Source organism: Amycolatopsis sp. lyj-90, from assembly GCF_046549035.1.
Lineage (GTDB): Bacteria > Actinomycetota > Actinomycetes > Mycobacteriales > Pseudonocardiaceae > Amycolatopsis.
This window is the reverse complement of record NZ_JAJPWP010000003.1, coordinates 475,982-498,835: the sequence shown is the minus strand read 5'-3', so window position 1 is coordinate 498,835 and position 22,854 is coordinate 475,982. Positions and strand designations below refer to the sequence as shown.

The 22,854-nt window shown below is 67.3% G+C and carries 22 protein-coding genes, 1 tRNA gene and 1 riboswitch; of the genes, 12 read left to right on the top strand and 11 right to left on the bottom strand.

Translation table 11 applies throughout. The features are described 5' to 3' along the window. The first annotated feature begins 29 nt into the window (after positions 1-29). Positions 30-551, top strand: coding sequence for an isochorismatase family protein (locus ACLJPX_RS13845; RefSeq protein ID WP_410600430.1), 522 nt, complete (start codon positions 30-32; stop codon positions 549-551). Positions 552-554: 3 nt separating this feature from the next. Further along, positions 555-947: an NUDIX hydrolase gene (locus ACLJPX_RS13840; RefSeq protein ID WP_410600429.1), complete on the top strand. Its 393-nt coding sequence runs from the start codon at positions 555-557 to the stop codon at positions 945-947. A 6-nt stretch (positions 948-953) separates the two neighbouring features. On the opposite strand, the gene ACLJPX_RS13835 is transcribed toward ACLJPX_RS13840, so the two are convergent. The 3 genes from ACLJPX_RS13835 to ACLJPX_RS13825 all read right to left on the bottom strand — a co-directional run bounded on the left by ACLJPX_RS13835 (position 954) and on the right by ACLJPX_RS13825 (position 3,310). Continuing rightward, the gene (locus tag ACLJPX_RS13835) at positions 954-1,586 is read right to left on the bottom strand and encodes a hypothetical protein (RefSeq protein ID WP_410600428.1); all 633 of its coding nucleotides are present in this window, start codon (positions 1,584-1,586) and stop codon (positions 954-956) included. An 81-nt stretch (positions 1,587-1,667) separates the two neighbouring features. Beyond that, positions 1,668-2,261 (bottom strand): TetR/AcrR family transcriptional regulator, encoded by a 594-nt coding sequence (locus tag ACLJPX_RS13830; protein WP_146044282.1) that lies wholly within the window; start codon positions 2,259-2,261, stop codon positions 1,668-1,670. 98 nt (positions 2,262-2,359) lie between these two features. After that, a complete protein-coding gene (locus ACLJPX_RS13825) occupies positions 2,360-3,310 on the bottom strand; it encodes an acyl-CoA desaturase (protein ID WP_410600427.1) in 951 nt (316 codons plus the stop codon). A 174-nt stretch (positions 3,311-3,484) separates the two neighbouring features. Here ACLJPX_RS13825 and ACLJPX_RS13820 point away from each other — a divergent pair. From ACLJPX_RS13820 to ACLJPX_RS13800, 5 genes are all read left to right on the top strand, one after another. Further along, positions 3,485-3,556 (top strand) — tRNA-Gln (locus ACLJPX_RS13820). Positions 3,557-3,599: 43 nt separating this feature from the next. Next, on the top strand, positions 3,600-5,348 hold the full coding sequence (locus tag ACLJPX_RS13815; RefSeq protein WP_410600426.1) for a diguanylate cyclase domain-containing protein: 1,749 nt from the start codon (positions 3,600-3,602) through the stop codon (positions 5,346-5,348). Between the two features lie 44 nt (positions 5,349-5,392). Beyond that, positions 5,393-6,880, top strand: a complete 1,488-nt coding sequence (gene glmU, locus ACLJPX_RS13810) for a bifunctional UDP-N-acetylglucosamine diphosphorylase/glucosamine-1-phosphate N-acetyltransferase GlmU (protein ID WP_410600425.1) — start codon at positions 5,393-5,395, stop codon at positions 6,878-6,880. Next, the gene (locus ACLJPX_RS13805; protein ID WP_101610618.1) at positions 6,877-7,857 is read left to right on the top strand and encodes a ribose-phosphate diphosphokinase; all 981 of its coding nucleotides are present in this window, start codon (positions 6,877-6,879) and stop codon (positions 7,855-7,857) included. Before glmU ends, ACLJPX_RS13805 begins: the two co-directional genes overlap by 4 nt. Before the next feature lie 130 nt (positions 7,858-7,987). Further along, positions 7,988-8,863 (top strand): TIGR03621 family F420-dependent LLM class oxidoreductase, encoded by an 876-nt coding sequence (locus tag ACLJPX_RS13800; RefSeq protein ID WP_410600424.1) that lies wholly within the window; start codon positions 7,988-7,990, stop codon positions 8,861-8,863. Here ACLJPX_RS13800 and ACLJPX_RS13795 read toward each other — a convergent pair. Together ACLJPX_RS13795 and ACLJPX_RS13790 are read right to left on the bottom strand one after the other, a co-directional pair. Then, positions 8,857-9,474, bottom strand: coding sequence for an NAD(P)-dependent oxidoreductase (locus tag ACLJPX_RS13795; protein WP_410600423.1), 618 nt, complete (start codon positions 9,472-9,474; stop codon positions 8,857-8,859). The genes ACLJPX_RS13800 and ACLJPX_RS13795 overlap by 7 nt on opposite strands. Positions 9,475-9,569: 95 nt before the next feature. Next, on the bottom strand, positions 9,570-10,691 hold the full coding sequence (locus tag ACLJPX_RS13790) for a hypothetical protein (protein ID WP_410600422.1): 1,122 nt from the start codon (positions 10,689-10,691) through the stop codon (positions 9,570-9,572). A gap of 341 nt (positions 10,692-11,032) precedes the next feature. On the opposite strand from ACLJPX_RS13790, the gene ACLJPX_RS13785 reads away from it, so the two are divergent. The 4 genes from ACLJPX_RS13785 (at position 11,033) to ACLJPX_RS13770 (ending at position 13,099) form a co-directional block, all read left to right on the top strand. Then, positions 11,033-11,644, top strand: a complete 612-nt coding sequence (locus ACLJPX_RS13785; protein WP_410600421.1) for a 50S ribosomal protein L25/general stress protein Ctc — start codon at positions 11,033-11,035, stop codon at positions 11,642-11,644. A 10-nt stretch (positions 11,645-11,654) separates the two neighbouring features. After that, on the top strand, positions 11,655-12,251 hold the full coding sequence (gene pth / locus ACLJPX_RS13780) for an aminoacyl-tRNA hydrolase (RefSeq protein WP_410600420.1): 597 nt from the start codon (positions 11,655-11,657) through the stop codon (positions 12,249-12,251). A 159-nt stretch (positions 12,252-12,410) separates the two neighbouring features. Then, complete coding sequence (locus ACLJPX_RS13775) at positions 12,411-12,770, top strand: DivIVA domain-containing protein (protein WP_410600419.1); 360 nt, start codon at positions 12,411-12,413, stop codon at positions 12,768-12,770. Next, the gene (locus ACLJPX_RS13770; protein WP_410600418.1) at positions 12,770-13,099 is read left to right on the top strand and encodes a DivIVA domain-containing protein; all 330 of its coding nucleotides are present in this window, start codon (positions 12,770-12,772) and stop codon (positions 13,097-13,099) included. The genes ACLJPX_RS13775 and ACLJPX_RS13770 overlap by 1 nt, the downstream gene beginning before the upstream one ends. 61 nt (positions 13,100-13,160) lie before the next feature. Here the strand turns inward: ACLJPX_RS13770 and ACLJPX_RS13765 are convergent, their stop codons facing one another. The 5 genes from ACLJPX_RS13765 to rsmA all read right to left on the bottom strand — a co-directional run bounded on the left by ACLJPX_RS13765 (position 13,161) and on the right by rsmA (position 20,289). Further along, positions 13,161-14,852 carry a fatty acyl-AMP ligase gene (locus tag ACLJPX_RS13765; RefSeq protein ID WP_410600417.1) on the bottom strand — a complete coding sequence of 564 codons (1,692 nt, stop codon included), beginning with the start codon at positions 14,850-14,852 and terminating at the stop codon, positions 13,161-13,163. Positions 14,853-14,903: 51 nt separating this feature from the next. After that, entirely contained in the window at positions 14,904-16,676 is a 1,773-nt protein-coding gene (locus ACLJPX_RS13760; protein WP_410600416.1) for an ATP-binding cassette domain-containing protein, read from the bottom strand. 67 nt (positions 16,677-16,743) lie between these two features. Continuing rightward, positions 16,744-17,709, bottom strand: a complete 966-nt coding sequence (locus ACLJPX_RS13755; protein WP_410600415.1) for a 4-(cytidine 5'-diphospho)-2-C-methyl-D-erythritol kinase — start codon at positions 17,707-17,709, stop codon at positions 16,744-16,746. Between the two features lie 121 nt (positions 17,710-17,830). Continuing rightward, complete coding sequence (locus ACLJPX_RS13750) at positions 17,831-18,841, bottom strand: methionine ABC transporter ATP-binding protein (protein WP_101613516.1); 1,011 nt, start codon at positions 18,839-18,841, stop codon at positions 17,831-17,833. 211 nt (positions 18,842-19,052) lie between these two features. Next, positions 19,053-19,143: riboswitch (SAM riboswitch) on the bottom strand. Positions 19,144-19,449: 306 nt separating this feature from the next. After that, positions 19,450-20,289, bottom strand: coding sequence for a 16S rRNA (adenine(1518)-N(6)/adenine(1519)-N(6))-dimethyltransferase RsmA (rsmA, locus tag ACLJPX_RS13745; protein ID WP_410600414.1), 840 nt, complete (start codon positions 20,287-20,289; stop codon positions 19,450-19,452). A gap of 190 nt (positions 20,290-20,479) precedes the next feature. On the opposite strand from rsmA, the gene ACLJPX_RS13740 reads away from it, so the two are divergent. Continuing rightward, positions 20,480-21,415: a DUF222 domain-containing protein gene (locus tag ACLJPX_RS13740; RefSeq protein ID WP_410600413.1), complete on the top strand. Its 936-nt coding sequence runs from the start codon at positions 20,480-20,482 to the stop codon at positions 21,413-21,415. A gap of 59 nt (positions 21,416-21,474) precedes the next feature. Here ACLJPX_RS13740 and ACLJPX_RS13735 read toward each other — a convergent pair whose 3' ends face one another. Continuing rightward, positions 21,475-22,854 carry a transglycosylase family protein gene (locus ACLJPX_RS13735; protein WP_410600742.1) on the bottom strand — a complete coding sequence of 460 codons (1,380 nt, stop codon included), beginning with the start codon at positions 22,852-22,854 and terminating at the stop codon, positions 21,475-21,477.

The following is a 22,854-nucleotide window of genomic DNA, read 5'->3' as shown; positions in this document are numbered from 1 at the left end:
CTCCAGCATAGGGACACTAGGCTCCCGCCATGACGAAGATCGACCCGGCGACGACCGCGCTCGTCCTGATCGACCTCCAGACGCGGATCGTCGCGCTGGAGACTGTCCCGCTCGAAGGCACCGAAGTCGTGTCGAACGCCGTTCTGCTGCGTGACGTCTTCAGCGCGGCCGGTTCGCCGATCGTCCACGTGCAGGCGCACCGGCCGTACGTCAAGGAGCAGCCGCCCGGGAGCGAACTGGTCGCCGAACTGACACCCCGCGAAGGCGAGCACCTGATCACCAAGCACACGATCGGCGCGTTCTACGGCACCGGACTCGACGAACTCCTGCGCGGCTTCGGCGTGAAGAACCTGGTGCTCGGCGGGATCGCCACGGAGTACGGCGTCGAATCGACGTTGCGAGCCGCGGTCGACCACGGCTACGAGACCATCGCCGTTTCGGACGCGATGACCGGGATCGCCGCGATCTCCCACGAGTCCGCGATCACCAAGGTGTTCCCGAGGCTGGGCGAAGTCCTGACGACCGCCGAGACCGCCGCGGCGCTGGGCTGAACCGTGATCGACAAAATCGCGTGGCTCCATTTGGTGGACGGGAAGGTCCTGTGCGCCCGTTCTCGCGGCAAGTCCTTGTTCTACCTACCCGGAGGCAAACGAGAACCCGGCGAAACCGACACGGAGACACTCGTCCGCGAAGTTCGCGAGGAATTGGCCGTCGAGATCGTCCCGGCGAGCGGCGAGCCCGCCGGGACCTTCGAAGCACAGGCCGACGGGCAAGCGCCGGGGATCGTGGTCCGGACGACCGCCTACACCGCCGAGTACACCGGGACGCTCACGGCCAGCAGCGAGATCGACGAGATCGCCTGGCTTGCCTACGCCGACAGGGACCGGGTCTCCGCCGCGGGCAAGGTCATCTTCGACCACCTGAGGGAGACCGGCCTCCTGCGCTGACGACCGCTACTTGAGCTTGTCCAGGCACAGCACCCTCGACTGAGGGAGCCCGCCACCCGATCGCTGCCACGCGATCTTCTCGTCGGTCGACGGCACCTGGGTGCAAACGGTGCTGTCGTCGACGAGGTAGGCCGTGCTCTTCTCGATGGCGAGGACCTTGTAGCCGGCTGTCCCGCAGTCCACCTTCGTGAGCTTCTTCGCCTTGACCACGTCATCGGGAAGGCAGTCACCGACGACCGGCGGCCGTTCACCCGGGTTCTTCAGGTCTTCCAGGCACAGCAGGGTGCCGTCGCTCCCCGTCTTCTTTCCCTGGAAGAAGTACGCGTCGGTCGTGGGGTAGTCGTCGCATTCCGACCCGCCCGAGAGCTTGAGCCCGATTTCCGACTTGTTCTCCTGTTTGCCGACGACCTTGAAGTTCGCGTCGGGCTGACCGCATTCGGTCTTTTCGACACTCTCCGCGTTGTTGGTGTCACCCTTGAGGCAGGCGCCGACCTCGGTGCTCGACGCCGTGAACGGATTCGCGACGAGGAACGCGACCAGGGCGACGACGCCGAAGATGGCCAAGCGGATGACGGGCCTCAGCCACGTCTTCTTCCGCGGCACCATCTGTTCCACGGCGGGCGCAGGGTAGTTTTCCATGGTGTTCCCCCAGCTTGATGATCTCTATGGGGGGCCTAGCGCTCACCGGCCGGGAAACGTTACTGCCACGCGACGCAGATCTCAGCGGAGCCGCAGCTTCGGCTTGTGCTCCAAATTGGACAGACCGTTCCAGGCGAGGTTGACCAGATGCGCGGCGACCTCGTCACGCTTCGGTTTCCGGGCGTCGAGCCACCATTGCCCGGTCAAGGCGACCATGCCGACGAGCGCCTGCGCGTACAGCGCGGCCAGCTTCTCGTCGTAGCCCCGCGCGGCGAACTGCTGCGCGAGGATGTGCTCGACCTGGCTGGCGATGTCGTTCAGCACCGTGGAGAACGTGCCCGTCGAACTCGCGACCGGCGAATCCCGCACCAGGATGCGGAAGCCGTCGTGTGAGTCCTCGACGTAGGAGAGCAACGCGATCGCCGCCTGCTCCAGCATCACCCTCGGGTGTCCACCGTGGAGGGTGGAGACCATCCGGTCGAGCAACGATTGCGTTTCGCGGTCCACGACGACGGCGTAGATGCCTTCCTTGCCGCCGAAGTGCTCGTACACCACCGGTTTGGAGACGTTCGCGCGATGCGCGATCTCCTCGATGGAAGTGCCCTCGAAACCCTTTTCCGCGAACAGGGCTCTGGCGACGTTGAGAAGTTGTTGCCTGCGCTCGGTCCCCGTCATCCGCACACGGGCCACCGGAGCGACAGGACGCGCTCCGGTGACCGCTTCACGTTTGGTTCGCCGTCTCCCCGCCATTGGGGAAGACTAACGTGACCTCGCTATTTGCTTTCGGCGGCGATGCGCGCGAGGCGCTGCGGGGTCGGCCAGCGCACGTCATAGGCCCAGCCGAACTTCTCGAAGATCCAAATGAGACGCGCGGAAATGTCGATCTGACCGCGCTGCACGCCGTGCCGGGCCGAGGTCGGGTCCGCGTGGTGCAGGTTGTGCCACGACTCGCCGAAGGAGAAGATCGCCAGCGGCCAGAAGTTGGCCGACTTGTCACGGGCGGCGAACGGGCGCTCGCCGATCATGTGGCAGACCGAGTTGACCGACCAGGTCACGTGGTGCAGCACGCAGACGCGCACCAGACCGGCCCAGAAGAACGCGGTCACCGCGCCCCAGAACGACCAGGTGATCAGCCCGCCGAGCACCGCGGGCAGGACCAGCGTGAGCAGGCTCCACAGCCAGAACAGGTCGTCGACCTTCTTGATGGCCGGGTCCTTCACCAGGTCCGGCGCGAACCGCTCCGCGTTGGTCTGGTCGCGCTCGAACAGCCAGCCCATGTGCGCGTGCCAGAAACCCTTGGCGATGGCGAGCGGCGTGGTGCCGAACAGCCACGGCGAGTGCGGGTCGCCGTCGCGGTCGGAGAACGCGTGATGGCGACGGTGGTCGGCGACCCAGGTGATCACGGGGCCCTGGACGGCCATGCTGCCGGCGATCGCCATCGCGACGCGCAGCCACGGCTTGGCCTTGAACGAGCCGTGCGTGAAGTAGCGGTGGTAGGACACGGTGATACCGAGGCCGCTGATCGCGTAGAAGACCACGAAGATGGCGACGTCGACCCAGGTCAATCCCCAGCCCCAGGCGAACGGGACGGCCACGAGCAACGCGGCGAGCGGGAAGATGACCCCGAGGTAGACCGAGAGCTGCACGCCGCCCGATCGCTTCCCGTCGAGAACGGGCTTGGGGCCCTTCGCGGGCTTCTGGGAACGGTCGAGGGTAGCCGTCATGCAGTCACTTCTTTTCTACGCGCGACCCTTGAGGGTTTCCCTAAGGGTGACCTTACCTACGATGCCGTAAGTTACGGTACAGGAGGTTTCGTCCCCTGTGGAGTGCCCGCGACTGTGAGGCAACCCCCGGGCGCACGCGGGCGTCTCCGGCATGGCTATTCTGACCAGGATCGATCCGCCGTAGTGTAATCGGCAGCACTTCAGATTTTGGTTCTGACAGTTCAGGTTCGAATCCTGGCGGCGGAGCAGACGAACAGATGACCAGCGGCGTTTTCAACGGTGGGGGTGTGTGCGGCTGACCGAGGACGCGACGACCAGCAGCAGGCGGCCGGCGCTTGCGGAGATGTCCGACGCCTGGCTCCATGGTCGCGCGCGCGAACTCGGCGCGGCCATCCAGCGCGTCAGCTTCGCCGAACAGCTGGACATCATCACCAGCCTCGACGAACTCCTCGACGAGACGCAGCGCCGCGGCGAACCTTTGCTGGTCGCCCAGCTGCTGCGCTACTCGGCGATGGCGAGGCTGGTCACCCGCGGTCTCGCGGCCGAAGCCGAACCCAGGCTCGACGAGATGCTCGCGCACACCCGGCGGCACGGCCTCGCCCTGATGCGGGCCGACGCGCACGCGATGCGCGGACGGCGCCTGGTGATCGCCAAACAAGAGGACGCCGCCCTCACCGAGATCGCCAGGGCACTGGCCATCCTCGACGACTCCGCGGTCCCGGACCGCCAGGTCGGCAGGCGCAACTGGGACCGGATGCTGTCCACGACCCTGGTCGACTGCTGGCTGGTGCTGAACCAGCTGGGCGTCTACGAGGCGGCCGAGGAGGCCATCGCCCGCGCCGCGCAGGCGATCCGGGACAGCGCGAGCCCGCACGAGATCGCGCTCCAGCTGATCAACCGGGTCAAAATGCTGCTGGGCTGGGGCCTGCGGCTCGAACGCATCGAGCGGTACGACGAAGGAGCGGACAAGTTCCGCACCGCGGCGTCGATGGCGCAGGCCGCCGAGGGCCCGTTCACCGAGTCGCTGTTCCCGCGCAAGGCCGGGGTGCCCGCGATCGACCAGGTCGGCGTGCTCGCCGCGGCGGCCGCGCTGGCGTCGCCCGATTCGTCCCACATCGAGCGGCTGAACGCGCTGCTGCATCCGGAACTGGTGTTCCCGCACGAACGCGAGATCATCGCCATCGCGCTGGCCCGCTGCCTGGACAACGCCGCCCGCCGTGAGGACGCGCTGCAGGTGCTCAAAGAGGTTCGCGAGGACAACGAGGACGGTTCGCTGCCGTCGATGCGGTTGAACCTCGCCCGCGAGCTGGCCAGGCTCGACACCGCCCCGGACTACGCGTCCGGCGCGAGCCAGTCGCTGATCGACTACGCGACCATCCTGGAAACTGAGATGTGGTCGCTGCGGGAATCGCAGATCGCCACGCTCAACGCGCGCCGGGAGCACGAACGGCTGTCCGCCGAGCACGGGGCGATCACCCAGCAGGCCCTCCAGGACCCGCTCACCGGGCTGCCGAACCGGCGCGCGCTCGACGAAAAGCTGCGTTCGCTGGCGTCGTCCGCGGACGCCCAGCCGCTCGCGGTCGCGCTGGTGGACCTCGACGGATTCAAGGACGTCAACGACAAGCAGTCCCACGCCGAGGGCGACAACGTGCTCCGTGTCATCGCGAGCACGCTGCGCGACGCCCTGCGCGGCGACGATGTCGTCGCCCGATACGGCGGAGACGAGTTCATCGTGCTTCTACCTGGGGCTCCGGCGTCGGCGGCGAAGCAGGCGCTAGGTCGTTCTGTGAATGCCGTCGCATCTCTGCCGCACCACCTTTCGCACGGCGTCACCCTCTCCGTCGGCCTGGTTTCGCTCCGCCCGCAGGAACGGGCCGAACAGGTCCTCGCCCGCGCCGACGCGGCCATGTACCAGGCGAAACGTGGCGGCGGGAACCAGGTTTCGTCGGTGAACTCGATGGCCATCGATCCGGTCACCGGATGGCCCGGCGAGGATGCTCCGACCGACCCCGCGTGGGACGCCGAGCAGCCCACGTAGGATCAATGCCCGACAACCACCGTTGGTGAAATGTTGGGAGTGCCGTGACCGGCCCGCTGAGCACGTTGATCCTCGCCGCGGGTGAGGGCACCCGTATGCGCTCGTCCACCCCGAAGGTGCTGCACCCGATCGCCGGCCGTCCCCTGGTCGAGCACGCGGTGCGGGCCGCCGCGGGACTGAGCCCCGAACACCTGGTCGTGGTCATCGGCCACGGTCGCGACTCGGTCGGCGCGCGGCTGGCGAAGGTCGGCGAGGCGCTCGGCCGCGAGGTCGTCACGGCCGTCCAGGAGGAGCAGAAGGGCACCGGGCACGCCGTCTCGTGCGCGCTCTCGGCGCTGCCGGGAGGGCTGACCGGCACCGTCGTCGTCAGCTACGGCGACGTCCCGCTGCTCGACACCGAAACACTCGCTTCCCTGGTCGCGGAGCACACCTCCACCGGAAACGCGGTCACCGTGCTGACCGCGGTCGTCGAGAACCCGACCGGTTACGGCCGGATCATCCGCGACGGAAACGGCGTCGTCACCTCGATCGTCGAGCAGAAGGACGCCACCCCCGAACAGCACGAAATCGCCGAAATCAACTCCGGCGTCTACGCCTTCGACGCGTCGGTCCTGGTCGACGGGCTTTCGAAGCTTTCGACCGACAACGCCCAAGGCGAGCTCTACCTCACCGACGTCCTCGGCATCGCCCGCGGCGACGGCAAGGGCGTCGGCGCGCTGGTCATCGACGACCCGTGGGTGACCGAAGGCGTCAACGACCGCGTGCAGCTCTCCGTCCTCGGCGCCGAGCTGAACCGGCGCATCGTCCGCGGCTGGCAGCGGGCGGGCGTCACCGTCGTCGATCCGTCGAACACCTGGATCGACGCGGGCGTGACCCTGTCGCGCGACGTCGTCATCGAGCCCGGCGTGCAGCTGAAGGGCTCGACTTCGGTCGGCGAGGGCGCGCAGATCGGCCCGGACAGCACCTTGGAGAACGTCTCCGTCGGCGCGGGCGCGTCGGTGGTGCGGACGCACGGTTCCGATTCGGAACTGGGCGACGGCGTGAAGGTCGGCCCGTTCACCTACCTCCGCCCCGGCACCAAGCTGGGGACCAAGGGCAAACTCGGCGCTTTCGTCGAAACGAAGAACGCGGACATCGGCGCCGGGACGAAGGTTCCGCACCTGACCTACGTCGGCGACGCGACCATCGGCGAGAACAGCAACATCGGGTGTTCCAGCGTTTTCGTGAACTACGACGGCGTGAACAAGCACCACACCACGATCGGCTCCCATGTTCGGCTCGGCGCGGACAACACGTTCGTCGCCCCGGTGACCATCGGCGATGGCGCCTACAGTGGGGCGGGCACCGTGATCAGGCAAGACGTGCCCCCGGGCGCGCTCGCCGTGTCCACCGGGCCGCAGCGCAACATCGAAGACTGGGTGACCCGGCGCAGGCCGGGCACACCCGCGGCAGAAGCAGCTTCCGCCGCGAAGCAGGACACCACCGCCGTGTCCGATTCAAATAAGGGAAACGACGGGGAGTCGCCAGCATGAGTTCGAAGTCCGGCACACCGAAGAAGAACCTGATGCTCTTCTCCGGGCGCGCACACCCGGAGCTCGCCGAAGAGGTGGCCAAGCACCTCAACGTGACGGTCGTCCCGCAGACCGCGCACAACTTCGCCAACGGCGAGATTTTCGTCCGGTTCAACGAATCGGTGCGCGGGACCGACGCGTTCGTGATCCAGAGCCACCCGGCGCCCATCAACGAGTGGGTGATGGAGCAGCTGATCATGGTGGACGCCCTCAAGCGGGCGAGCGCCAAGCGGATCACCGTGATCATGCCGTTCTACCCGTACGCGCGGCAGGACAAGAAGCACAAGGGCCGCGAGCCGATCTCCGCGCGCCTGATCGCGGACCTGTTCAAGACCGCGGGCGCCGACCGGATCATGACGGTCGACCTGCACACCGCGCAGATCCAGGGCTTCTTCGACGGCCCGGTCGACCACCTGCTCGCGCAGAACGTGCTGGCCGCGCACATCAACAAGACCTACCAGGACGAGAACATCACCGTCGTCTCGCCGGACTCGGGCCGCGTGCGGCTGGCCGAGAAGTGGGCGGCTCAGCTGGGTGACCGGCCGATCGCCTTCATCCACAAGACCCGCGACCCGGACAAGCCGAACCAGGCCGTTGCCAACCGCGTCGTCGGCAAGGTCCGCGGTCAGCTGTGCGTGCTGATCGACGACATGATCGACACCGGCGGCACGATCGTGAAGGCCACCGAAGCCCTGCTCGACGAAGGCGCGTCCGACGTTGTCATCGCCTCCACCCACGGCATCCTGTCCGACCCCGCCACCGAGCGGCTGTCGAACTGCAAGGCGCGCGAGGTGATCGTCACCAACACGCTGCCGATCCCGGAGGAGAAGCGGTTCCCCGGCCTGACCGTGCTGTCCATCGCGCCGCTGCTGGCGCAGGCGATCCAGCAGGTCTTCGAGGACGGGTCGGTCACGTCCCTCTTCGACGGCAACGCCTGATCCGAAACGAAGCAAGGGACCTTTGCTCTCGCTCTCTTCCGGAGAGTGAGAGCAAAGGTCCCTTGCTTCGTTTTCGGCTCCTCGCGAAACAGGGCGCGCCGGGCCGTCCGGCGTGGCTAGGTTTCCGTTCATGGGGAAATTCAAGTTCGGTGTGAACCTGTGGGCCGCCGAGAACCGCGAAGACTGGGTCGCGAAGTGCCGGCGCGTCGAGGCCCTCGGCTTCGACGTCATCTCCGTGCCCGATCATCTCGGCCCAGGACGGAACGCGCCTTTTCCGGCCCTGACCATGGCCGCCGCCGTGACCGAGCGGCCACGCGTCGGCACTCTCGTCTCCAACGTGCCCTTCTACAACCTCGCGCTCTTCGCGCGCGAGGTCACCACGACAGTGAAGATGACGGGTGACCGGCTGGACCTCGGCCTCGGCTCCGGTCACATGAAATCGGAATTCGACGACGCCGGCCTGCCGTGGATTCCGGCCAAGGAGCGCATCGAGTACCTCTCCAAGGGCCTTGACCACCTGCGCGAACACTTCGCCGCCGAGGGGATCACGCCCCCGCCGCTGCTCCTCGCGGGCAACAGCGATGGCGTGCTCTCCCTCGCCGCCCGCGAAGCCGATATCGCCGGCTTCGCGGGCCTTCGTCAAGCGCCGGGGAAACCGCCGGGCACCTTCCGGCTCGACGACGCCGAGCGCATGGACGAACGCGTCGCCTTCTTCCGCTCACACCTCGACGGCCGGGATCCCGAACTGAACATGCTCGTCCAGCGGGTCGTCGTCACGGAAGACCGGCACGCGGCCGCGGAGTCCTGGCGTGAAGAGCTCAAGGACCAGGACGCCCTCGACGTGGACACCCTGCTCGAAACGCCACAATTGCTGTTCGGGACCGTTGACGAGATCGTCCGGCAACTCCAGGAACGTCGCGAGCGGTACGGCTTCTCCTACATCACGGTGTTCGAACCGATGCTGGAAACGTTCGCTCCGGTCGTGAAGGAACTGTCCGGTCAGTAAGCGACGCAGAAACGCTGACGGCGGCGCTCCGGCTTGTCGATCTCGTCGACGAACGCGATCGCGTAGTCGGCGCCGCTGATCTTCGACCCACCGTTCTCGTCGGTCAGGAGCACGTCGCCGCCGAGCCGGAAGTCGCCCGTCCGCTCGCCCTCGGCCCACGCGCCGAACTCGGCGGCCGGGCTGACGTAGAACCAGTCGATGTCCTCGGGAAGCTTCCGGAACGCTTCCAGCACCTCCGCGTGCGCCCCCGCCTCGCCCTTGTACGCGTCCGGGAACTCGGGGGTGTCGATCAGCCGCGGCCCGCCCTCGGCCACGTGCAGGCTGCCCGCCCCGCCGACCACGCCGATCCGCGCGCCGTTGTCCTTCGCGACCTGAGCGATCGAGGGCACCGCGTCGAGCAGACCGCCCTGACCGTGAACCGCGATCACCAGGACGTCGGCGCCCTTGGCGACGTCGGCGAGGAAGGCCTCGTCGTACAGCGACCCTGCCTTGGCTCCTTCGCCCTCAGCGTTCCTCGACACCACGAGGACCTCGTGGCCGCGGCCGCGTGCCTCCGCGGTGATCTTCCCGCCCGCGTACCCGGTTCCTCCGAACACAACCAACTTCGCCATCACGTTCTCCCTTTTCATCGGCGACAACGCCGATGCTAAGAACGCGTGATCGACTACTTCAACGTATGTAACTCACCCGTGGGTGAGTGTGCAGGTCAGCCGCCCAGCGTGGCGAACTCGGACTTGAGCTTTTCGCGGACGCCGTTCACGTCGACCGGCACCCGGACCTCGCCGCGAGGCGACGGCTTCGCCTGCACCTGGTAGCTGGCGTTCCGATTCGGCAGCTTGAACTTGACCTCGCAGGTCATGCTCGTCGTGGTGTCCGGTGCCGCGTTGGCGTCCGCGGTGCAGGTCTGAGCGCCGAGCGACTGGGCGGTGAACTCGACGGTCAGCGTCAGGTGCACGGGCGTCTTGCTCGCGCCACCGATGACGGTGTTGGCCACGTCGATGGTCGCCCGGCAGGTCCCGACGAAATCCGTGCAGTCCAGTTTGTCGTTGACCACGCTGACGCTGACCTGGACGAGCGCGTCGAACGGCTGCCCGACACCGCCGACAGCGCCGTCCAGATCGGTCTGGAGCTTCTTGAGCGCGTCCCCGGTGAGTGGCTCGACCCGCATCTCGGCACCGAGCGTCTTGCCGCCCGCCGCGTCGACGAGGGACGGCGCGAAGCTGACCACGCGATGCGGCGCCGCGGTGGTCACCCGCAGCGTCCCGAGCCCACTGCCGACGTCGTAGACCTCGGTCCCGTCGGGCAACTTCGACCGCACCGGATCGGTCAGCCGGTTCATCGCGGACACCGCGGTCCGGAGTGTCGACGCGGCCTTGCGCGGATTGAGCACCTCGACGGCGTTCACCGGCAGATCCGAACTGTCGGTGCGGACCCAGTTGGTGCCGTACTGGTCACTGTTCCCGAGCCCGTGCGCCTTCCAGTACTCCGGCGTCGCCGAGAGGTACAGCTGCTTGTCGGCCGAGATGACCTGGATGGGCTGGCCGTCGACCGGCAACGCGCCTTGCGCGCTTCCGTTGCGGGTGATCCGGAACTGCAATTCGGCGGGTTTGCCCGAAGCATCCTTGATAGTCGACTTGTAGACAACGGCAGGTGCCTGCTCGAGCGCCTTCAACGCGCTCTCGACAGCGCCTCGCTGCTCCGTGCGCCGATCCACCCGCTGCTGCTCGGCGGGCGAGATCCCGGCCGCCCCGTCGATCGCGACGTCGCAACCGGCCACGAGGCAGCACAAGACGGCGACCGCGCCGATCCTCAACCGTCGTGCCGGCATTCCGCCCCCTGTGTCTCGCGTGCGCAGAGATCACACCTTAGAAAAGGGGTCGCGCACCACCGCATCCGCGGGTTCCCGAAGCAGCTGTCACCGACTTGTCACCTGAACGAGCCACCCGGCGGGACCCCCACGCGACCGGTTGGTCTACACTTTCCCGGTCTCGGCGAGGCGGGTTCCGTGAGCACCTGGTGCCCGACGTGATCGACGCGGCGGCTTGAGTGGCCACACGCGATCGAGCACGCCCGTGGAACTCGCCGCCGAACACCAGAACCGCCCCGAACCATCCCCACCCTCAGCATGATTTCGCTGAACATGTTGGTGAATTGAAGGAGTGCTACACCGTGTCCGAGGTACGTCTGTCCGTCGAGCCCCGCACCGAATTCGGCAAGGGTGCCGCGCGCCGCACGCGTCGCGCCGGCAAGATCCCCGCGGTGCTGTACGGGCACGGCTCGGACCCGCGCCACTACGCCCTGCCCGCCCTCGAGTTCGCCCGCGTCGTGCGTGAGAACGGCAGCAACGCCGTCATCACCCTCGACCTCGAGGGCAAGAGCGAGCTGGCGCTGACGAAGACCATCGTCGTCCACCCGCTGAAGAACTACATCGAGCACGTCGACCTGCTGGTCGTCATCCGCGGCGAGAAGGTCACCGTCGACATCCCCGTCGTCGTCACCGGCACCCCCGGCCCGGGCACCCTGGTCACCACCGACCTCGACGCCATCCAGATCGAGGTCGAGGCGCTGCACATCCCCGAGCAGGTCGAGGTCTCGGTCGAGGGCGTCGTCGCCGGCACCCAGATCAACGCTTCGGACGTCATCCTGCCGAAGGGCGCCTCCCTGGTCACCGACCCCGAGGCCCTGGTCGTCGCCGTCAACGAGGCGCCGTCCGAGGCTGCGCTCGAGGGCGACGAAGGCGCCGGCGAGGCGGAGGAGACCCCCGCCGAGGCCGCCGAATAAAGTCACTCGTGTGACCGAAGCAGTACTTCCCGGGGCCGGCGAGCAGATCCTGCTCGCCGGCCTTGGCAATCCCGGCCCCCAATACGCGGGCAACAGGCACAACGTCGGCTTCATGGTGCTCGACGAACTCGCCGGCCGCGTCGGCGGCAAGTTCAAGGCCCATAAGAGCGGTGCCGAAGTCCTCGAAGGCAGACTCTCCGGGCAGCGAGTGGTCCTGGCCAAGCCGCGCTCGTACATGAACCTCTCGGGCGGCCCCGTCGTCGGCGCGGCCCGGTTCTACAAGATCCCCCCGGCCGGTGTCGTGGTCGTCCACGACGAGCTGGACGTCGACTTCGGTGCCCTCAAGATGAAATTGGGCGGCGGTGACAACGGCCACAACGGTCTCCGCTCGATCACCAAATCTCTCGGCACCAAGGACTACTACCGCGTCCGTTTCGGCGTCGGACGTCCTCCGGGACGGCAAGATCCGGCCGATTTCGTGCTGAAAGACTTCTCGACGGTCGAACGCAAAGAACTCGCTTTCGAGATCGATCGGTGCGCCGACGCCGTTGAAGCGCTGATCAGCACCGGCCTCGCCGCTGCACAGAACACCTTCCACGCTGGGTGAACCCGCTCACATGGCGGTGTGTTACATCTCGTCACTCGAAGGCGTTTCACCACGCCCCTGATCGAGTCGTGGAATAGCGCGGGCTCTTCCGGGGAACTCTCAAACCCGTTAGGACGGAATGCGGAGATCGCATTCCCCACCGAAACCGGAGAGAGTTTCATGTCGTTTACGGCCGAAGACATCACCGGCGCCACTTTCCCGAACGCCCCGATCGGGCGGCGCGGATACGCCAAGCACGAGGTCGACGCGTTCCTGGAGCGGATCGCGGACACGATCTCGGACCGGGACGACCTGACGGCGGCCGAGGTCCACCACGTCATGTTCTCGCGTCCGTTGATCGGGAAGCGCGGCTACGACGAACGCGAAGTCGACGATTTCCTCGACAAGGTCGAAGGACAGCTCGCCCACCGGACCGGCCAGCACGTGCTCGGCGTACCCGGCGCGCGTGAAGAGGGAGAGGCGACCGCCGAACGCGCAGTTCCGGACCGCGGTCCCGTCGAGTTCCTGCGGGAGCGCTAGTGCCCGTCACCGCGTTCGAGGCCAGAACCCGGCAGTTCGACCGGGCGCCGATCGGCGCCCGGGGCTACTACGAACCCGCGGTCGACGCCTTCCTCGAACGGGTCGCCTCGACGCTCGACGGCGAGGACGACCTGTCGGTTTCGGACGTCCACAACGTGGCGTTCGCCAAAGCACCGCTCTCGAAGCGAGGCTACGACCCGACAGCCGTCGACGCGTTCCTCCGGGACGTCGAAGGCACGCTAGCCGGGCTTTCCCAGGCCGCCAGCTACTACATCGCGCCGGCACTGGAGCACACCCACACCCGTAAGCCGCCCTGGCGACGCCGCTGACCCACGGAAGATGCGGAAAGAGGGCCGGGCCAGCGATCTTCGCGGCCCCGGCCCTCTCGTGTCAGCTGGTCGCCGCGTTCTTGGCGATCCTGTCCGCGAACTGGGTGGCAGTCGCTGCCCGCTTCACCTTGCCTGAAGGCGTCTTGGGCAAGCTCCCCGCCGGAAGCACCACGACCGCGAAAGGCCGCATGTCGACCGCGCCGCGCACCTTGGCCGCGACTTCCTTCGCCAGCGCTTTCTCCGTGTCCGGATCCCCGGCGAGCTTCGATTCGAGGACGACGGCGAACCGCTCCCGGCGGCTGCCCGCGTCGATCCGCACGGCCACGGCGTTCCCGGCCCGAACCCCCTCGACCGAAGTCGCCGCCCGCTCGATATCGGTCGGGTACAGGTTCCGGCCGCCCATGATGATGACGTCCTTGCGACGGCCACAGATCACGATCATGCCGTCGACCAGGTAACCGAGGTCGCCGGTGAGCAGCCAGCCGTCTTCGTCCTGTGTCGCGAGAGGACCTTCCATGGTCAGGTACCCCGGCGTCACGGCCTCACCGCGCAGGCGGATCTCCCCGACCTGGCGCTCGCCGAGCACGGTGCCCTCGTCATCGACGATCTCGGCCTCGAGCCCGTCGAGCGGCGGCCCGAGTACCGCGAAGGAACGGACGTCGTCGGTTCCGCGCCGCGGGTCGCCCTCGGGCACCGGTACCGCGCGGTTGTCCGCCTCGAGCGCGTCGGCTTCGACGATGTCCAGTGTCAGTCCGGTGAACAGCGGCGCGAACGAAACCGCGAGAGTCGCCTCCGCCATGCCGTAAGCCGGGAAGACGCACTCGGCGGGCATCTTGAACCGTGCCCCTGCCTCGACGAACGTCTGCACGGCCGTTTCGTCGATGGGCTCGGCACCGTTCAGCGCGATCCGAAGCTTCGAGAGGTCGTACGCGTTGTCGTCGTCGACACGAGCCATCCGCCTGCCGACGATCGCGTACGCGAAGTTCGGCGCTGCCGTGGTCGTGCCGTTGTACTTGCTGATCAGCTGCGGCCAGATCAACGGTCCGGACAGGAACTCGAGCGGCGTGATCTTGACGAGTTCGACGCCGAACGTCATCGGAACCGTCAGGAAGCCGACCATCCCCATGTCGTGGAAGGTGGGCAGCCACGAAACCATCACGTCGACGTCGAAATCGAACTCGGCGCGATCGACCATCGCCTTGACGTTCGAATACAGGTTTCCGTAGGTGATCTGAACGGCCTTCGGATCGGCCGTCGACCCACTGGTCAGCTGCAAGAGCGCGGTGTCGGATTCGGCCGTCGGCACGGGCTCGGCCAGTGGTTCGGCCTCGAGCAGCTCGGTGATCACCTGGAACGCGATGCCGTGCTCGGTGAGCACCGGCGCCAGCTGGTCGAACGGCTCACCGAGCAGAACAAGCTCGGATCCGATCATCCGCAGCACGCGAACGGTGTCCTCGGCCCACTCGGCCAGGTCGGTGCGCTGGGTCGGCTGGTGCAGCATCGTCACGCTGCCACCGGCGAGCCATACCGCCTGCACCGTCGGCGCGATCAGCGACGGCGCCGCGGCCAGCACCGCCACCGCCTTGCCCTGCTCGAGCCCTGCTGTGACCAGACCCCCGGCGACCCGTTTGGCCTGCTCGTGAATCTCGGCCCAGGTCCGCCGAACCGGCTCCTTGGGCTCCCCGGTGACCATTCCCCGCTGCTGACCTCGCCCCGCCGCGGTGGCGACGAGCGTGTCCACGAACCGACTCATGCGCGTCACAGTACTGTCCGCCCGGGAAGACCCGCTCACCGTCGAGTGAACTCACTCGATCGCTTCGGAGGTCTCCAGCCACTGGGCCTCGACCTCCTCCTTCTCCGTTTCGACAGCCTTCAGTTCAGTGTTGAGCTCGATGAGCTTCGACGGATCGGTCGCCGCGGCGAGCAGCGCCGCGTGCAGCTTCTCTTCCTTCGCGTGGAGCTGGTCGAGCTTGCGCTCGAGGCGGGACAGTTCCTTCTGCGCCGCCCGCAGCTCCGCGGCGTTCTTCTTGGGCTCGGAGGCCTGCTTGTTTCCCGGCTTCCTGTCGTTCCCTGCCTTCTCCAGGCTCCTGGCGCGCCGGTCCAGGTACTCCTCGATCCCGCCCGGCAGATGGGTCACCTGCCCGTCCCCGAACAAGGCGACGATCGTGTCGCAAACGCGTTCCACCAGGTACCGGTCGTGCGAGACGACGACGAGGCTGCCCGGCCAAGAATCGAGCAGATCTTCCAGCTGCTGCAAAGTGTCGATGTCGAGATCGTTCGTCGGTTCGTCGAGCAGCAGCACGTTGGGCTCGGCCATCAGAAGCCGGCACAGCTGCAGACGGCGCCGTTCACCACCGGAAAGGTCTTCGACCGGGGTCCATTGCCTCGCCGCGGGGAACCCGAGCTTTTCGGCCAGCTGCGAAGCGGAGAGCTCCTGCTTGCCGAACACGACCCTTCCTGAGATCTCTTCGATCGCCTGCAGGACGCGCAGGTCACCGGGCAGATCGTCGAGCTCCTGCCGGAGATGCGCGAGGCTGACCGTCTTCCCCTGGACGCGGCGTCCTGTCTCAGGCTCCTTGTCACCACCGAGCAGCTTCAGCAGCGTCGTCTTGCCCGACCCGTTGACGCCGACCAGGCCGATCCGATCGCCGGGACCGATCCGCCACGTGACGTGATCGAGCAGGGTGCGGTCACCGACGGTCAAAGTGGCGTCCTCGACCTCCAGGACGGTCTTTCCCAGCCGTCGCCGGGCGAACGCCTGCAATTCGACCGAATCACGCGGCTCCGGCACGTCGGAGATCAGCGCCTCCGCCGCCTCGACCCGATAGCGCGGCTTCGAGGTCCTGGCCTGCGGACCACGACGCAGCCACGCGAGCTCCTTGCGTGCCAGGTTCTGCCGCTTCTCCTCGGCCGTCGCCGCCAGCCTCGCCCGCTCGGCCCGCGCGAAGATCCAGTCCGCGTAACCGCCTTCGTACTGCTCGACGCGACCGTTGGTGACCTCCCAGGTCACACTCGCGACGGTGTCGAGGAACCACCGGTCGTGAGTCACGACCACGACCGCGATCCTGCGGTTGAGCAGATGATCGGCGAGCCAGCGCACACCTTCGACGTCAAGGTGGTTGGTCGGTTCGTCGAGGACCACGAGGTCCAGCTCACCCGTGAGGGCCGCCGCCAGCGCGACGCGGCGGCGCTCGCCACCGGACAGATTCGTCGTGGATTTTTCGACACCGAGAGCGGTGATCCCCAGACCGTCCATAATGGACCTGACGCGCGCGTCAGCGGCCCACTCGTGCTCCGCGCCGTAGCGCTCCAGCACGACGTCGCCGACCGTGCTGCCGACGGGGAGTTCGGTCCGCTGAGTGACCACGGCCATCCGCAGGCCGCGGACTTGGCTCACTCGTCCCGTATCCGGCTCGCTGATCCCCGCGAGGACCTCCAGCAGCGTCGTCTTCCCGCCCCCGTTGAGACCGACGACGCCGATGCGCTGCCCCTCCGCGACACCGAGCGAAACACCGTCGAGCAGCGGGCGCACCCCGAAGGACTTGCTCACCGACTCCAGGTTGACCAAGTTGGCCATGCCTCAGCCGATCCTTTCCAAAAAGCTTGCACCACAACGAATTAGTCGATGTCCATTTCGGACATCCTCATGCGTGCACCCGTGGCGGCGCCGGCCGCGGCGCGTCGTCCCCGCCCACCAGCCGGGCTCCGGGAACAGGCCCGTGCGCGACGCGCACCGTACGACAGACACCAGCGCCGGACAGTTCCGCGGCGACCTCGACGGCCGACTGCGCGTCCGCGCACAGAAACGCGCAGGTCGGTCCGGATCCGGACACGGTGCCGGCGAGCGCACCCGCGTTGACCCCCGCCCGCAACGTCCGGCGAAGCCCGGGACGCAACGAGACCGCGGCCGCCTGCAGGTCATTACCGAGAAGCAACGCCAGCTGCCGCGGGTCACCGGATGCCAGTGCCTCGACCACCGGAGTGTGCGAACCGATCCGCGGCGGGCTGCCCTCTTCACGCAACCTGTCGAGTTCGCCGAACACCCGCGGGGTCGAAAGACCGCGCTGGTCGAACGCCAGAACCCAATGGAACGTGTGCCTCGACAACACCGGCACCAGCTGCTCACCCCGGCCGGTGCCCAACGCTGTCCCACCGTAGAGCGCGAAGGGAACATCGCTGCCGAGCTTGGCAGCGATACCAGCGAGTTCGTCTCGGGAGATCTCGAGCTTCCACAGCGACGCGAGCCCGACCAGGGTCGCGGCCGCGTCGGCACTGCCCCCGGCCATCCCGCCCGCTACCGGGATGCCTTTACGAAGCACCACCCGGACCTTGGACTCGCCCTCCGCCTTGCCGACATGGGCCGCCAGGGCCTGCGCCGCCTTCCAAGCAAGGTTGTTGGCCCCTGTCGGTACGGAACCTTCACCTTCGCCGTAAACCTCGACGCCGGGCTCCTCGGTGACCGCGACGGTCACCTCGTCGGTCAGGGAAAGCGCCTGGAACACGGTCACCAGCTCGTGGTAGCCGTCCGGGCGTACGTCACCGATCGACAGGTGCAGGTTGACCTTGGCGGGAACCCTGACGGTAACTGGGGGCGGTACGACGGCGAGCACGAGACAAGCCTACGTGCCCGCTCCACTTGTGCTGCCACCAGGAGAAAGAGAACAGGACGACGCGGACGCAAACGGGCCGCCCTGGACAGAGTTCGTCCTGAGCGGCCCGTTCGTCGGGGAATCAAGCAGCGACGCCCTGCGGCCCGCGGACAGGGTGGGTCACGTGGCCACCTCGTTCGGCGATCCAGGCGAGTGCGGCATCCGCGCGCTCGCCACGCACACCGAGGCGGAACCGGCCGACGGGCGTGTCGCCGATCCGGGTGAGGCCGCCTCCGATGGTGGCGAGTTCGACGTCGAAACGACCGGCCGCCTCGGGCAGCAGCGCACCGACCGACGCGAAGCCGACGAGCACGACGTCCACCGCGCGGTCGTACTTCGAAGCCTGCGCCCGGCCGGTTTCGATCGAGGGCAGGAGCGCCTGCGCGGTCCGGCTGTTCGGGTCGGAGACCAGGTCGAGCACGGTTCCGCGTTCGATGATCGCCCCGGCTTCCAGAACCGCGACGTCGTCGCAAACACGGCGCACCACGCCGGCGTCAGGAGTGGTGAGCAGCACGGTGACCCCGAGCTCGGCACGCGCACGGTCGAGCACGGTCAGGACCGCGCCGGATTCCTCGGGCTGCACACCCGCGGTCGGGTCGTCGGCCAGGAGCACGGACGGTCCGGCGGCCAGCGCCTTGGCGATGGCCACCCGGCGCAGCTGCCCTTCGGTCAGTTCGCCCGGCCGCTGCCCCGCTCGCGGGGTGAGTCCGACCAGATCGAGCAGATTGCCGACCCGGTTACGGCGCTGCGGCCCGTCGAGGCCGAGTTGTTCGAGCGGCGACGCGATGTTGCCGGCGATGGTGCGCTCGGCGAGCAGCTCCGCCTTGGTGTTCACGACACCGACCTGACGGCGGATTTCCCGCAGACGGCGCCCGTCGAGGGTGCCGGTGTTGAGGCCGTCGAGGCGGACGACGCCTCGGTCGGGACGCTCCTGAAGTCCGATGCAACGAGCGAGGGTGGACTTGCCGGAACCGGCCGGACCGACGACTCCGAACAGCGAGCCGGCTTGGATGTCCACGCTGACATCGCGCAGGGCGACGACGGGATTTCCGTTGAGAGGAAAGGATTTGGACAAGTTTTCGACAGTGATCACGAAGGGCTCCATGCAAATGGGGCGCTGCTTCTTTCGAGCGCGCCAACCGTCACCGATTGCCCGTCCGAACGGGACAGGCTTCAGAGGTAAGGGAAAAGACTCAGGCAGTAACGGTTGAGCGTCGACACGCACTTACCGTGCGGCGACCTTCGTCGACTACGCGTCGCCTGGTCAGCAGGAGCGGGTGGGTGACCCTGTTCATTAGGCACAGCCTCCATCGGTCCTGGCGGTAGCACCTGCCCTGTGGAGGGTGGTTGCTGCGACTTCGGCGAGCCAGGTCTCTCAGTCGCTCGGGATGGCTCACTGAGTAAAACCGATCCCACTGGATGAAAGCAAGCGCGTAGGCGCAGATCACACGTCTGGTCGCGTCCATCATACAGGATCGCCTGTCCATATAATGGGAAGGCGGCGAGTGTTCTCGTGCCGGACCAGAGCCCCTGCCTGCTAAGACAGGTTTGGATCATGTAGATCCAGAAGAGGATTTACGCAGTCGTGCTGACCTTGACCAACTCGCTTCCGCGCGGTGCCGGTCACAGCTGCAACAGGGGAAACACCGCTCCCCTGACCGGACCCGTGTCAGCCTTCGAGACGGTCTTGGCCTGCCGTGGTCAGTCGGTCGCCGCCGCGATCCGGGCGAACTGATGAACGTCCAACTGCTCCCCGCGGGTCTTGGGGTCGATACCCGCTTTCTCGAGCAACTCCCCCGCACGTTCGGCAGACCCGGCCCAGGACGCCAACGCCGCACGCAAGGTTTTCCGCCGCTGCGAGAAGGCCGCATCGACCACCGCGAACAATCGCTCCCGGCTCACGGACGACACGACGTCGTCGCCTCGCTCGAAAGCGACCAGTGCGGAATCCACGTTCGGAACGGGCCAGAACACGGAGCGGGGAACCGCGGCGACCTTGCGCGTTTTCCCGTACCACGCGAGCTTGACACTGGGGACGCCGTAAGTCCTGCTCCCCGGGCCGGCCGCCATACGGTCCGCGACCTCGGTCTGGACCATCACGAGACCGCTGGTCAGCGACGGCAACTCGGCGAGCAGGTGGAGCACGACGGGAACGGCGACGTTGTACGGCAGATTCGCGACGAGCGCCGTCGGCCGTTCAGGCAGGTCGTCCGCCTTGATCCGCAGAGCGTCCGCCCCGACGACCGTCAGCCTTTCGGCCCCGCCGCGTTCGGCCACGGTGTTCGGCAACCGCCCGGCCAGCACGGGGTCGATCTCGACCGCGACGACCTCGGCGCCGGTCGCGAGCAGTCCCAGCGTCAGCGAGCCGAGGCCAGGCCCGACTTCCAGCACGACGTCACCTTCACCGACCCCGGAAAGGTCGACGATACGGCGCACCGTGTTGGGGTCGTGCACGAAGTTCTGGCCGAGCTTCTTGGTCGGCCGGACATCCAACTCGGCCGCCAACGCCCTGATCTCCGCGGGCCCGAGCAGTTCAGTCACCTGACGATCGTAGCCAGCCCCGGCGGACGCCTCCGATCGCCCGACCCGCCCGCATCATCCATCCGCAGTTTGCGAACCGGCCTGCTTCCCACGCAAGAGTGATCGGCGCAAGTTGGCGTCGCCGGAGCGTGATCATCATCTACCCGATCGATACCGTGCATTCGTTCGACTCTGGGCCGACAATCGAGGGATGACCAGCACAAACACTCCCAATGCCTTCCCGCTCGATCTGCCGGAAGGTGACCCCGAGCTGCTTCTCGACGAGTTGCAGACACGGCTGCGCGAAGGGCGACGTCTGTTCGCCGAAGTCGGCCAGATCCTGGCCGAAATCGAGTCACGAGGTGTCCGAGAGCTCTACGGATACAACTCGATCGCCGTCTTCTACGAGCATGTGGCCCGGGTCCCCCGGGCCGAGGCGCAGAAGGTGACCGGTCGGGCACTCGCGCTCAACTCGAGACGCTCGCGCGACGGGACTTCCACTCCGCCCGTCGCGCCTTTGACCGGAGCCGCGGCCGCCACCGGCGTACTGGCCGATGGCAGCATCGATCGAATCGTCAAGGTGATGCGGAGGCTGCCCGAGCACGTCCCCGCAGACGCCCGGCTCGACGCCGAGAAGGTCCTGGTCGATCTTGCCGGCGTCGCGAGACCGCGCGACGTCACGATCGCCGGGACAGACCTGCTCGCGCGTCTCGATCCGGACGGGGGTGACACCAAGGACCCCGGCTCGAAAACTCCCCGAAGCGAATTCTGGTTGCGTCAGAAACGCACCGGTCGGTGGGACCTGCGCGGCAACCTCGATCCCGAGACCGGTGCCCGCTTGAACGCGCTTCTGGTGCCACTGGCACATCCGGCTCCGAACGGAGAACCCGACGACCGCACTCCGGCAGAGAGACGTGGTGATGCTTTCGCGGAGATTGTGGATCTCGCGGTAGACGGACCGGAGATCCCCTTGCCTCGGCGAAGCTCGGAGCAGGCCGCCGAGCAGCCTCCGCACGCGGAGCCTGTCGAGAAACCTGAACGAGTACGGGATCTGGCCCACATAAGGCCTCCGCGCTGGTGGGCACGGCTGTCGAGACCGAGACCCGGCGCGCGTCCTTCATCCGTATCGGAGCCCAAAGCGGCCTGAGGGCCACCTTGCGGGCGGAACCCACACGATGACCCTCAGGAAGGAGAAAATTCTGGCTGTCAGGCCTTCTTGCCGCAGTGCGGCCAAGCGCTGTAGCCACCGCGGTCGTCGCGGACCTTCTCGGCGACGGCGATCTGCTGGGCCTTGCTGGCCTGATGCGGGTACGCGGCGTACTGCGAGCCGCCGTAGGCGTCCCAGGTGCTCTTGTTGAACTGCAGGCCACCGTAATAACTGTTGCCGGTGTTGGCGGCCCAGTTACCGGTCGACTCGCACTGCGCGATGCGGTCCCAAGCGCCGGCGTCGCCGATGACCGGGTCCGCGGGCTTCTTCGTTCCGACCTTGACGATCTTGGGCTTGGCCTCGGTGATGACCTCTTCCGAGACCTTCTCGCGGCCGACCTCTTTGCCGTTGCGCTTGGTGACCTTGTAGGTCACGGTCTTCTGGCCCGGGGTGCCCGGGTCTTCGACCTTGGTCTTGCCCTTTTCGAGCTCCGGGTCGTCGACCTTCTGCTCGGGCGGCGCGATTTCCTCGTTCTGCTTGACCATGGTGACGCCGGTCCGGCTGACGTGGACCTCGGCACCGTCGACCAGCTTGACGTCGAGGCCGCCGACGGCCTCGTCGTCCGGGCCGAGGGTCATCCGCAGTTCACCGAGGAATTCCTTGGTGGTGACCGAGTTGGTCTGAACCTTGCGCGGTTCGTTCGCGCCGTCGTAGACGGTGACGTTCTTGAGGGTCTTGACCTCGACGGTGGCGCCCTCGAGCGGGAGTTCACCGTTCTGCGGGAGCGAAGTCCAGGTGCCGGCCTTGGCGAGGTCTGCGCGACCAAGCTGGTTCAGCGCTTCGCCGAGGTTGGTCGCGCGGACCCAGGACTCCTGCTGCGGCGCGCCGTCGACGACCAGGTTCAGCTTGCGGCCGCGCTCCAGCTTGATGACGCCGCCGTCGCCGACCTCGGCCTGGGGCGAGGGCGAGAGGGAGTCGTGCGCGCCGACCGAAAGACCGGCGTCTTCGAGGACTTCGCCGACAGTGTCGCCGAAGCTGTGCACGGTCTGCTGCTTGCCGTCGATGTCGAGCGTGACGCTCTTGTTCATCGCCATCGCGGCCGCGCCGCCACCGCCGAGGGTGAGCAGCACCGCCATGACGGTTCCCTTGAGGAAACGCTTCTTCCAGACGCGGGTCGCGCTCGAGATGACCTCGTCCTTGGTCGCGGCCTTCATCGCCGCGCTCGCGGTGCGGTCCTCGGCCATCTCGTCCGGAATGACGATCGGCGGGAGCATGGTGGTCTCGGCGCTGATGAGGCGGATCAGCTCGTCGACGTCGACGTCGATCTCGGCCATCAGGGTTTCGGCGTCGGGGCCGAGCGCGGCCAGGACGTCCTGGTGCGTGATGCGCGGATCGTCGGAGTAGTCCAGCTCGCCGTAGTGAGTGTCGCGGTCGAGCAC

Excerpts from the sequence above, each read along its gene's own strand:
- ACLJPX_RS13845 (WP_410600430.1), top strand. The coding sequence starts at position 30 with ATGACGAAGATCGACCCGGCGACGACCGCGCTCGTCCTGATCGACCTC.
- ACLJPX_RS13835 (WP_410600428.1), bottom strand. The coding sequence starts at position 1,586 with ATGGAAAACTACCCTGCGCCCGCCGTGGAACAGATGGTGCCGCGGAAG.
- ACLJPX_RS13830 (WP_146044282.1), bottom strand. The coding sequence starts at position 2,261 with ATGACGGGGACCGAGCGCAGGCAACAACTTCTCAACGTCGCCAGAGCC.
- ACLJPX_RS13825 (WP_410600427.1), bottom strand. The coding sequence starts at position 3,310 with ATGACGGCTACCCTCGACCGTTCCCAGAAGCCCGCGAAGGGCCCCAAG.
- ACLJPX_RS13805 (WP_101610618.1), top strand. The coding sequence starts at position 6,877 with ATGAGTTCGAAGTCCGGCACACCGAAGAAGAACCTGATGCTCTTCTCC.
- ACLJPX_RS13800 (WP_410600424.1), top strand. The coding sequence starts at position 7,988 with ATGGGGAAATTCAAGTTCGGTGTGAACCTGTGGGCCGCCGAGAACCGC.
- ACLJPX_RS13795 (WP_410600423.1), bottom strand. The coding sequence starts at position 9,474 with ATGGCGAAGTTGGTTGTGTTCGGAGGAACCGGGTACGCGGGCGGGAAG.
- ACLJPX_RS13790 (WP_410600422.1), bottom strand. The coding sequence starts at position 10,691 with ATGCCGGCACGACGGTTGAGGATCGGCGCGGTCGCCGTCTTGTGCTGC.
- ACLJPX_RS13775 (WP_410600419.1), top strand. The coding sequence starts at position 12,411 with ATGTCGTTTACGGCCGAAGACATCACCGGCGCCACTTTCCCGAACGCC.
- ACLJPX_RS13765 (WP_410600417.1), bottom strand. The coding sequence starts at position 14,852 with ATGAGTCGGTTCGTGGACACGCTCGTCGCCACCGCGGCGGGGCGAGGT.
- ACLJPX_RS13760 (WP_410600416.1), bottom strand. The coding sequence starts at position 16,676 with ATGGCCAACTTGGTCAACCTGGAGTCGGTGAGCAAGTCCTTCGGGGTG.
- ACLJPX_RS13740 (WP_410600413.1), top strand. The coding sequence starts at position 20,480 with ATGACCAGCACAAACACTCCCAATGCCTTCCCGCTCGATCTGCCGGAA.